Genomic DNA, 8,503 nt, shown 5'->3' with positions numbered 1-8,503 from the left:
TCCTCTTCCACCGGCTGGCGCGGCGCAACTATCCGCATGTCGCCGCTCCCGCCGCCAACAGCCACGGCACCGCCGATCCGGCGCCGCGCGGGCGCGTCGGCTTCAGGCCGGAGGATATCGACGCGGCGCTGACCGCGCTCGACGAGACCTTCGACATCGGGCGCGACGACCTCGAACGGCTGCTGCGGCAAGTCGAGCTGCAGGCGATGGTGCGCACGCATCGCACGCTGCTTTGCGAAGACATCATGTCGCGCGACGTGATCTCGGTGCCGGAAGATGCCTCCGCCGAGGCGGCGCGGCAGCAGCTTCTCGACCACAACATCCGCACCTTGCCGGTGATCGACGCCGAAGCGAGGCTGGTCGGCGCCGTCGGCCTGCGCGAGCTGACGAAAGCCACCGACACGGTGAAGGGCGTGATGTCGAAGGCCGGCACCGCCTCGCCCGACACGCCGGCGATGAGCCTGCTGCCGGTGCTGACCGACGGGCGCAGCCATGCGGCGGTGATCGTCGATGGCGAGCGGCGCATCCTCGGCCTGATCACGCAGACCGACCTTTTGGCCGCAGCCGCGCGCGTGCAGACGGCAGACAAGGGCCTGGCGGCGGCTTAAAATAGCAGCACCGAAATCCGGGAACCTTTTTGCGGCCAACGCGTCCAATGTCCCGATGGAGCGTCTGTGCAAGGAGATCGGGGCGTGATGAGGAAGCTTGCCGCTGTCGCGGCGCCCGAAACAGCATCCGGCGACATGGCGCTTGTGCGCCGTGCGCTGGCGCGTGAGGCAGACGCCTTCCGCCTGATCATCAAGACGCACAACCAGCGGCTCTACCGCATCGCGCGCGGCGTGGTACGCAACGACGCCGAGGCCGAGGACATCGTCCAGGAGGCCTATGTCCGCGCCTTCGCCAGCCTCGCCGCCTTTCGCGGCGATGCCTTGCTCTCGACCTGGCTGTCGCGCATCGTCATCAACGAGGCGCTCGGCCGGCTGCGGAAACGAAAGCGCACCGTCGCGATGCCTGAGAATCCGGATGCGCAGATCATCCGGTTTCCCCTCAACGCGAGCGACGATCCGGAGCGGACGATGGCGCAGCGGCAGATCCTCGCACTTGTCGAACGGGCGACCGACAGCCTGCCCGATGTCTACCGCAGCGTGTTCATCGCCCGCGTCATAGAGGGCTTCAGCATGGACGAGACCGCCGACCTGCTCGGCGTCAAGCCCGAGACCGTCAAGACGCGGCTGCACCGCGCGCGCGCCCTGGTGCGCAAGGCGCTGGATGACGAGATCGGCCCGGTGCTGCTCGACGCCTTCCCCTTCGCCGGCCGCCGCTGCGAGCGGCTGACCGAGGCGGTGATGAAAAGACTGGGGATCGAAGGCTGATTGCCGGGAACGTTTCGGGCCTTCCCGCATCCAATCAGCGTTAACCGAAGAACGCGAGCCCGGCACCACCGGGCGAAGGAGATGCCATGTTTACCCGACCGACCGTTGCCCTCGCCGCCCTGCTCATGCTCGGCGCCGCGCCGCTGGCGCAGGCCGCCGACAAGCCGACCGATCCGCAGATCGCCCACATCGCCTACACGGCGGGCACGATCGACATCGAGGCGGCGAAGCTGGCGATCGAGAAGTCCAAGACCAAGGAGGTCGTGGATTTCGCCAACGACATGGTGCGCGACCATGAGACGGTGAACAAGCAGGCGCTCGACCTGGTCAAGAAGCTCAATGTCACGCCGGAGGACAACGCCACGAGCCAGGCGCTTGCCAAGGCGGCGGCAGAAGAACGCGGCAAGCTCGCCAAGCTCGACGGCGCGGCCTTCGACAAGGCCTATGTCGAGAATGAGGTGGCCTACCACAAGCAGGTCAACGGGGCGCTGGAGACCCTGCTCATCCCGTCGGCGAGCAATGCCGAGTTGAAGAGCCTGCTGGAGACCGGGCTGAAGATCTTCCAGGGGCATCAGCAGCATGCCGAGCATGTCGCCGGCAGCCTGAAATGACGGCGCTGACACGGCCGGCATTAGCGGCGCTGGCGCTGGCGCTCACCGCCAGCCCGGCGCCGGCGGAGACGATCACGGTGACCATCGACAAGCTCGTCTTCTCGCCGGCAAGCGTTACGGCCAGGGTCGGCGACACGATCGAGTGGGTGAACAAGGATGCGTTCGCCCACACGGCCACGGTGAAAGGCGGCTGGGAGGTGATTATCCCGCCGAAATCGACGGGAAAGACGACCCTCAAGGAAGCCGGCGCGGTCGACTATTTCTGCCGCTTTCATCCCAACATGCGGGGCCGGGTAGCCGTTTCGCCCTGAGCCGCCGCGCGGTCCATTGCCATCGAGGCGCGCCTTGCCTCGCTTGGCCGGGTGATGTGCATCCATGAACCGCCAAAGGCGGGTTTGCGGCGCTCCCTCCAGGCGTCGAGGCCCTCGCGCAGATCGGCGGTCGGGACCAGCCGGGCGAACTGCTCCGCCTCGACCAGCAGACCCTCGGCGATGCCGAGGTTGATGCCGCGCGCCACCGCGGTAAGAATGCCGGCCACCGCGGTCGCCGAATGGCTGAGGATGCGCCGGGCGAGATCCCGGGCCGCAGGCATCAGCTCGGCGTGCGGCACGATCCTGTTGACGAGGCCGAGCTCGACGGCGCGCTCCGCCGAAAAGGACTCGCCCGTCAGAAGCAACTCCAGCGCCCGCTTGCGGCCGGCCAGCCGCGGCAGGCGCTGCGTGCCGCCGAAGGTCGGCGGCATGGCGAGGTTGATCTCGGGCTTGGCGAACAGCGCGCGGTCGCTGGCGATGGCCAGCGGCACCGCCTCGGCGATCTCGCAGCCGCCGCCGAAGGCAATTCCATTGACGGCGGCGATGACCGGCTTGCGGAAGGCTTCGAGCCGCGCCGTCAGCCGCTGGCCGCGCATGACGAAGTCGCGCAGCGCCACATCCGCGCCGGTGGCGACGCTAACCGAAAATTCGTGGATGTCGGCGCCGGCGGAGAAGGCGCGCTCGCCTGCTCCGGTCAGGATGACGGCGCGAACCGCATCGTCGGTCTCGATCATGTCGAGCATTTCGAGCAGGCGATCGATCAGGGCGTAATTCAAGGCGTTGAGTTTCTCGGGGCGATTGAGCGTCAGCACCGCGACGCGGTCGTGGTTTTCGCAAAGCACAAGCTCGGCCATTTTTTCTCTCCGTCATGGAACTGCCGGAAAGGATCAGCTTTTGCGTTGTGTGTATATTCACTAGTCGGTATACTTGCCGACATGAGCGAGCCCAGCCCCACCCGCAAACGCATCGTCGATGCGGCGACGAAGCTGTTCTATGCCGAAGGCGTCGCTCGGGTCAGCGTCGACGCGGTGGCCGAAAAGGCGGGGCTGACCAAGCGCACGCTCTACTATCATTTCAGGAGCAAGGACGATCTGATCGCCGCCTATCTCGACGGCCGCGACCAACCCAACATCAAGCAGATGGGCGGCTGGTTCGACGCCGCCGAGGGCGGCGTCGACAAAAAAGTCGCGGCGATCTTCACCAATCTGGCGCGCGTGGCGCGGCACCCGAAGTGGAAAGGCTGCGGCTATCTGCGCACCGCCGCCGAGCTCGCCGCCATGCCCGGACACCCGGCGGTCAAGGCCGGGTCGCGCCACAAGACCAATTTCGAACAATGGCTGGCCGCAGAGCTTTCAAGCCACAACGTCAGCGAGCCCGGCATGCTGGCGCGCGAGATCGTGCTTTTGATGGACGGCGCCTTCTCCAGCATGCTGATCCACCACGATCCCGACTACATCGGTGCCGCCGGCCACGCCGCGGCGACGCTGGTCAAGGTGAGGATGACAGAGCCGGCTCCGCCAGCAGCCAGTCGATCATCGCGGCGGCGTGGGCGGGTGATCGGTCGGGCGCCAGGATCGAAAGGCTGAGGCCGGTCGGCACGCGCTTTTCGAATGGCGCCACCAGTGAGCCGGCGGCAAGCGGGCGCGAGACCAGCGCGGGCCGGGACGGCCTGATCGAAATAGCTATTTCTGGCTCCGAAGGGCGACCATGCCCGCGCCGGAAACAACTTGTCGAAACGCCTGGCTGCCCATACCATGCCCGCCCCACGGCCAAAGCTGATCAGGAGGTCAGTGAAACGGTCGGGTTTTTCAGCCAGTGCAAGGTAGGGAGGATAATCATGGCTTCCGCAGTACAGGCCGACAATGGCGTCAACGTAGAGGCGCTGCTCGCCGCAAAAGAAGCGCTTACCAACGCCCCGGAGGCCGCGCAGTTCAAGTGGCGCGCGGCATGCGAATGGAAGGATGGCACCCACAGCCACTCGACGGTCGAGAGTTTTTACGGTCTCGGACAGGACCAGCATCGCAAGACCACCTTCGCATTCGACGCCGACCATCCGGAGGTCTTCGCTTCCCTGGATCAGGGCGCCACGCCTGTCGAATACGTGCTGGTCGGGCTGGCCAGTTGCCTGACCGCCGGCATCGCCGCGGTTGCCCAGAACCGCAACATCCAGTTGAAGTCGGTGAAGGCGACCATCGAAGGCGACATGGATCTCGCCGGCATACTCGGCATCGACAGCGACGTCCGCAACGGCTTCAGCGGCATCACGGTGAAGTACGCCATCGACGCCGACGCCAAGCGCGAGGACATCGAGGCGCTCGTCGCCCAGTCGCAGAAGCGGTCGGCCGTCTATGACATCGTCACCAATCCGACGAACGTCACGGTCGTTGTGAACTGAAGGGCGGTTCGAGCCGTAGCTTTTGCTGAGAGGGCGCGATTAGTTCCGTCACCACAGTGATCGTCGGCGCAGGGCACGCGGGGCTCGCGATGAGCCGCTGCCTCGCGGAGCGCTCCATCGACCATGTGCTGCTGGAGCGCGGCGAGATCGCCAATAGCTGGCGCACCGAGCGGTGGGATTCGCTGCGGCTGCTCACGCCCAACTGGCAGAGCCGGCTGCCCGGCTTTCGCTATGACGGCGACGACCCGGACGGCTACCGGACGCTGCCCGAGGTGATCGACTTCCTCGGCAGCTATGCCAGGGCGATCTCGGCGCCGGTCGAAACCCATACGACAGTTACCTCGGTGCGCGGCGACGGTACGGGATACCTGGTGCGCACGGACCGCGGCGAGTGGCGGTGCCGGACCGTGGTGCTGGCGTCGGGCGCCTGCAACATCGCGCGCCTGCCCGATTTCGCCGCCCGCGTGCCGCCGTCGGTCGCCATGCTGACGGCGCAGTCCTACCGCAATCCGGGCCAGGTCGCCGACGGCGGTGTGATGGTGGTGGGCGCGTCGTCGAGCGGCACCCAGATCGCACAGGAGTTGCAGCGTTCGGGGCGTCAGGTGACGCTGTCGGTGGGCGAGCACATAAGGGCGCCCCGCATCTATCGCGGCAGGGACCTGGAATGGTGGATGGACGCCGCCGGCGTGCTCGACGAGCGCTACGACGAGGTCGACGACATCAGGCGGGCGCGGCGTGTGCCTTCGCTGCAGCTTGCCGGCACGCCCGACCGCACCACCCTCGACCTCAATGCGCTGCTCGACCGCGGCGTCAGGCTGGTCGGCCGTCTCGCCGGCATCACCGAGGACGGCAAGGCGCAGTTTGCCGGGTCGCTGCGCAACATGTGCGCGCTTTCCGATCTCAAGATGGCCCGGCTGCTCGACCTTATCGACGAATGGGCGCGCGACAACGGCCTGGACGCGACGGTCGGGCCGCCGGAGCGCCCGCCGCCGACCCGTGTCGAGGACAACCCGCCACTCGGCCTGGATCTCGCCGGCGGCGCGATCAGGACGATCATCTGGGCCTCCGGCTACCGGCCGGACTACTCCTGGCTGGAGCTGCCTGTCCTCGACCGCTGGGGCCACGTCCGTCACGACGGCGGGGTGGCCGACCAACCGGGCCTCTACCTGATGGGAATGCAGTTCCTGCGCCGCCGCAAGTCCGCGCTGATCGACGGTGCCGGCGATGACGCGCGCGATCTCAGCGACCATCTGGCAGCGTATCTGAGGCAAGGTTCGATCCCCTAGGGCGTGGACTCGTCACCAATTGGGATCCCGACCTTCGAGATCATTGTCCGGCACAGCCCGCGGCCGGCCCACGCGACTGCTGTAGGGAGCCACGTAGGCCATGTTGAGTGCATCGCCCACCAAATTGGACATGGCGGCAAGCAACGCGCCGATTGCGAGCCTCGGAAAGTCCGGCCGTGGCAGGCTGAGGCGGCGGATGGTGATCGGGGTGGTTGTGGAGATCTCGGCCATGGTGTCCTCCTGTGACGGTGAGAATGACACTGCTTCCCACTCAGGTCCTTGGCCGGGAGCTGAAGAGTCCTGAACAGCCCTGAAGTTCGCCTTCGGGGCGGTCTTGCATTATCCTGCCCGCGACGGACGGGTTCTGGGCCAATGGACTTGGAGTTTGGCAACTATCGTTTGAAACGAGCCGAACGGCTGCTGCTGGGGCCGGAAGGACCGCTGGAACTTTCTGCGCGATCCTTCGACATCCTCGCCACGTTGCTGGAGAGGCCTGACGAGGTGGTCGCCAAGACCGACCTCTTCGATGCAGTCTGGCCCGGCATGGTGGTCGAGGAGAACACGCTGCAGGTCCACATTTCGGCGCTGCGAAAACTGCTGCCTGCCGAGATGATCGTTACCGTGCATGGGCGCGGCTACAAATATGGTGGCCCGAGGCCCCTCGAGGCCTCCGCGGAAGCTCCGGCGCCGCTCAGACCGTCCATTGCCGTTCTTCCCTTCGACAACATGAGCGGCGACCCTGAACAGGATATTTTCTGCGAAGGATTGGCGCTCAACATCGTCGCCAGCCTCGGGCGCTTTCACGAGTTGTTCGTCATCGACAGGTTTTCGACCCTAGCCTACCGGAACCGGCCTGTGACATCGGCTGAGGCCGCGCGTGAACTTTCGGTTCGCTATGTTCTGGAGGGAAGTGTTCAGAAGGCTGGGGGCCGCATCCGCGTCTCGGTCCAACTTGTCGACGGAGCCGAGAGCCGGCAGCTTTGGACCGAGACCTATGACCGGCAACTGACGGATATCTTCTCGGTCCAGGACGAAATCACGGGGACGATCATCGGCACGCTTGCGTCTGGCTATGGCGGCAGGCTCGGAAAGGCCTGGCGTGACCGAAGCAAGTCCGCCGGGCTCAAGAGTTTCGTCGCCCTGGACCATCTCCAGCGCGCCATTGATGCCTGTCGTTTCAGCAAGGAAGGAGAGAGCCTTGCCAGGGAGCATCTGACCAGGGCAATCGAATGTGATCCGAGACTTGCTAAGGCCTATAGCAAAATGGCAATGAGTCACACGGTCGACGCCTGTTGCGGCTGGGCCGACGACCATGACGCTTCAATGGAACTGGCCCGCCGATGGGCCGTGAAGGCGATTGCCTGCGACGACGGGGATTCCTGGTCCTATTGGGCTTTCGCCAACTATCATTTGTATACTTTGAATCATGGCGTGGCACTTGAGGCCTTCCGGAAGGCCCTCGAATGCAATCCCAACGACGCCGACGTGACCACCGACTACGCTCTTTGCCTGAGCTATGCGGGCAGGGCGAAAGAGGGCATCGAGCACGCGCGAAAGGCCATGCGCCTCAATCCATTTCACTATGAATGGTACACTTCCCAACTGGGCCAGATCTATTTCGACGCCCGCCAATACGACAAAGCCATCGCCACCTTCGCCAGCCTGCGCTCGCTGGATAGCGCCATCATGCGCATCTATCAGGCCGCCAGCTTCGCTGCCGCCGGGAACCAGCAGCAGGCCCAGAAATCGGTGAAACGCGCTGTCGAACTCGATGCCGGCGCCACGCTGGAAAAATGGACCGATCCGAAGCTCGCGCCCTATGGTGATGCCGCGTACTTTGAGCATTTTCGCAAGAATCTCCGCAAGGCCGGCCTGCCCGAGCGGGCCGCATACACGCCCTAGTCAGTAACCGAGCGCCGCAACCGTGTGCTTGAATAGAGCCAGCGATCCTGTCGCGCCGTCGGCTTTGCTCTGCTCAAAATCCCGTCAACCTAGCTGGCGACAATCAGGTTTTGGACTTGCTCCCGGTCACCTTGCGACCACTGTTTCGGGTCTTCATCGTGGGCGACTTCAGCGTGTAGTTCGACGTGCTTCATTACCTCTGACGCGCTCTCTGCCGTAAAGCTCGCCGGGCACGCTTCCATCCCCGGATAGTCCCTGCACCGATACGTGTACGGCATCGCTGCCTCCGTATATTAGAGAACACTTTAAGAAAGCGAGTGGACGCGAGTTTTGTCAATATACCTTTCCAGGCCGCAGCAGTTTTGGCGCTAGGAGCAGCATCGGCCCTCGGCCGCCGCGCTCACCCGTGGGATCCAAAGTGAAGCCAGCGCCCACGAGCGTGGCCGTCACTTCTGCCAATGCCGGGAAGCGGTACACGTCGGCTGGAAACGCAAGGCAGTTTTTGTCCTCGTCCGATCTGAACACCAGCGCCAGGCGCCCGCCCGGCTTTGGAACCCGCACGATCTCGCGAAGGGCGAAGGGCGGTTGGTTGCCGCGACAACGCCGAATTCCGCGACCCTGCAGT

Annotated in this window: 12 protein-coding genes; 8 read left to right on the top strand and 4 right to left on the bottom strand. The window is 65.1% G+C overall.

Going from position 1 to position 8,503, the window contains the following annotated elements; translation table 11 throughout:
- The 4 genes from EN738_RS25760 to EN738_RS25745 all read left to right on the top strand — a co-directional run.
- Positions 1 to 608, top strand: a 608-nt coding sequence (locus EN738_RS25760) for a CBS domain-containing protein (RefSeq protein WP_127286167.1), incomplete at its 5' end; no start/stop codon positions are given.
- A gap of 87 nt (positions 609 to 695) precedes the next feature.
- Positions 696 to 1,373, top strand: coding sequence for an RNA polymerase sigma factor (locus tag EN738_RS25755; protein ID WP_127286166.1), 678 nt, complete (start codon positions 696 to 698; stop codon positions 1,371 to 1,373).
- 86 nt (positions 1,374 to 1,459) lie between these two features.
- The gene (locus EN738_RS25750) at positions 1,460 to 1,984 is read left to right on the top strand and encodes a DUF4142 domain-containing protein (RefSeq protein WP_127286165.1); all 525 of its coding nucleotides are present in this window, start codon (positions 1,460 to 1,462) and stop codon (positions 1,982 to 1,984) included.
- Complete coding sequence (locus tag EN738_RS25745; RefSeq protein ID WP_127286164.1) at positions 1,981 to 2,295, top strand: cupredoxin family copper-binding protein; 315 nt, start codon at positions 1,981 to 1,983, stop codon at positions 2,293 to 2,295. The genes EN738_RS25750 and EN738_RS25745 overlap by 4 nt, the downstream gene beginning before the upstream one ends.
- Here the strand turns inward: EN738_RS25745 and EN738_RS25740 are convergent.
- A complete protein-coding gene (locus tag EN738_RS25740) occupies positions 2,256 to 3,149 on the bottom strand; it encodes a crotonase/enoyl-CoA hydratase family protein (RefSeq protein WP_127286163.1) in 894 nt (297 codons plus the stop codon). The two genes, EN738_RS25745 and EN738_RS25740, sit on opposite strands and share 40 nt — an antisense overlap.
- Before the next feature lie 81 nt (positions 3,150 to 3,230).
- Here EN738_RS25740 and EN738_RS25735 point away from each other — a divergent pair, with 81 nt between their 5' ends.
- From EN738_RS25735 to EN738_RS25725, 3 genes are all read left to right on the top strand, one after another.
- Positions 3,231 to 3,881 (top strand): TetR/AcrR family transcriptional regulator, encoded by a 651-nt coding sequence (locus EN738_RS25735; RefSeq protein ID WP_127286162.1) that lies wholly within the window; start codon positions 3,231 to 3,233, stop codon positions 3,879 to 3,881.
- A 251-nt stretch (positions 3,882 to 4,132) separates the two neighbouring features.
- Positions 4,133 to 4,690 carry an OsmC family protein gene (locus EN738_RS25730; protein ID WP_127286161.1) on the top strand — a complete coding sequence of 186 codons (558 nt, stop codon included), beginning with the start codon at positions 4,133 to 4,135 and terminating at the stop codon, positions 4,688 to 4,690.
- A 56-nt stretch (positions 4,691 to 4,746) separates the two neighbouring features.
- Positions 4,747 to 5,976 (top strand): NAD(P)-binding domain-containing protein, encoded by a 1,230-nt coding sequence (locus EN738_RS25725; RefSeq protein ID WP_281034329.1) that lies wholly within the window; start codon positions 4,747 to 4,749, stop codon positions 5,974 to 5,976.
- Positions 5,977 to 5,988: 12 nt separating this feature from the next.
- Here the strand turns inward: EN738_RS25725 and EN738_RS25720 are convergent, their stop codons facing one another.
- Positions 5,989 to 6,207 carry a hypothetical protein gene (locus tag EN738_RS25720; RefSeq protein ID WP_127286159.1) on the bottom strand — a complete coding sequence of 73 codons (219 nt, stop codon included), beginning with the start codon at positions 6,205 to 6,207 and terminating at the stop codon, positions 5,989 to 5,991.
- Between the two features lie 147 nt (positions 6,208 to 6,354).
- Between EN738_RS25720 and EN738_RS25715 the strand changes: the two genes are divergently transcribed.
- Positions 6,355 to 7,878, top strand: a complete 1,524-nt coding sequence (locus EN738_RS25715; protein WP_189605972.1) for a winged helix-turn-helix domain-containing protein — start codon at positions 6,355 to 6,357, stop codon at positions 7,876 to 7,878.
- Positions 7,879 to 7,967: 89 nt separating this feature from the next.
- Here EN738_RS25715 and EN738_RS25710 read toward each other — a convergent pair whose 3' ends face one another.
- The gene (locus tag EN738_RS25710; protein ID WP_127286157.1) at positions 7,968 to 8,156 is read right to left on the bottom strand and encodes a DUF1059 domain-containing protein; all 189 of its coding nucleotides are present in this window, start codon (positions 8,154 to 8,156) and stop codon (positions 7,968 to 7,970) included.
- A gap of 55 nt (positions 8,157 to 8,211) precedes the next feature.
- On the bottom strand, positions 8,212 to 8,503 hold a 292-nt coding region (locus EN738_RS35980), incomplete at its 5' end, for a hypothetical protein (protein ID WP_210214089.1).

This window comes from Mesorhizobium sp. M4B.F.Ca.ET.017.02.2.1 (assembly GCF_003998955.1).
Lineage (GTDB): Bacteria > Pseudomonadota > Alphaproteobacteria > Rhizobiales > Rhizobiaceae > Mesorhizobium > Mesorhizobium abyssinicae.
This window is presented reverse-complemented; position numbering and strand designations above follow the sequence as displayed.